General features: G+C 19.5%; 2 protein-coding genes. Both read left to right on the top strand.

Going from position 1 to position 687, the window contains the following annotated elements:
* Positions 1-17 precede the first annotated feature (17 nt).
* Positions 18-296, top strand: coding sequence for a CPBP family intramembrane glutamic endopeptidase (locus tag CD121_RS11285; protein ID WP_257214299.1), 279 nt, complete (start codon positions 18-20; stop codon positions 294-296).
* A 4-nt stretch (positions 297-300) separates the two neighbouring features.
* Positions 301-687, top strand: a 387-nt coding sequence (locus CD121_RS12325; protein ID WP_218957802.1) for an Msa family membrane protein, incomplete at its 3' end; no start/stop codon positions are given.

Genomic DNA, 687 nt, shown 5'->3' with positions numbered 1-687 from the left:
TTACTAAAGACTATTTAATAACATTTTATTTCCTATGTGTAGCTATTGGAGAGGAATATTTATTTAGACATATAATATACAAAATACTTAGTAAGGAATTTAATATAGTACTTATATCGATAATTGGTTCAATTTTATTTGCTTTTTTATTACATCTAAATGAACCTTTTTTAATTAATTTGATTAATAGGTTTCCAAGCAGTATAATATTATATTTTATTCGTTATAATATAAATTTAAGTTTTAGTATAATTACACATTGGATTTATAATTTACTATTAACTTATTTGAGGTGAATTAATGAAATATTATTTTTCTACTTTTATTTTAATTTCAATATTTTACGGGATAATGTGTTATTTTCAATTCAATATTAATGTTTACCTTGCATCAATATTAACGCTTTTAATTCCTACTATTATTACGGGTGTTTTTATTTTTTACTGTAACAAACACTATCAATTTATGATTACAAATAGTCTGTTTAATTTATTATGTTATATCTTATACAGTCTTTATATAATGAATTTACCTAATTATGATTCTTATATTTTAAATTCTAAAAAAACGAATGATCAATTTGAAATTTCTATTGATGAGAATATGATAGCTATACCTCAATTAATTTTTATATTTTTTATTTATGACTTCCGTTTTATTTTTATTAATACTTATCAAAAAAAGGAG

This window comes from Staphylococcus pasteuri (assembly GCF_003970495.1).
Taxonomy (GTDB): domain Bacteria; phylum Bacillota; class Bacilli; order Staphylococcales; family Staphylococcaceae; genus Staphylococcus; species Staphylococcus pasteuri.
The sequence above is the reverse complement of the archived record's forward strand: the minus strand, read 5'-3'. Positions and strand labels throughout refer to the sequence as shown.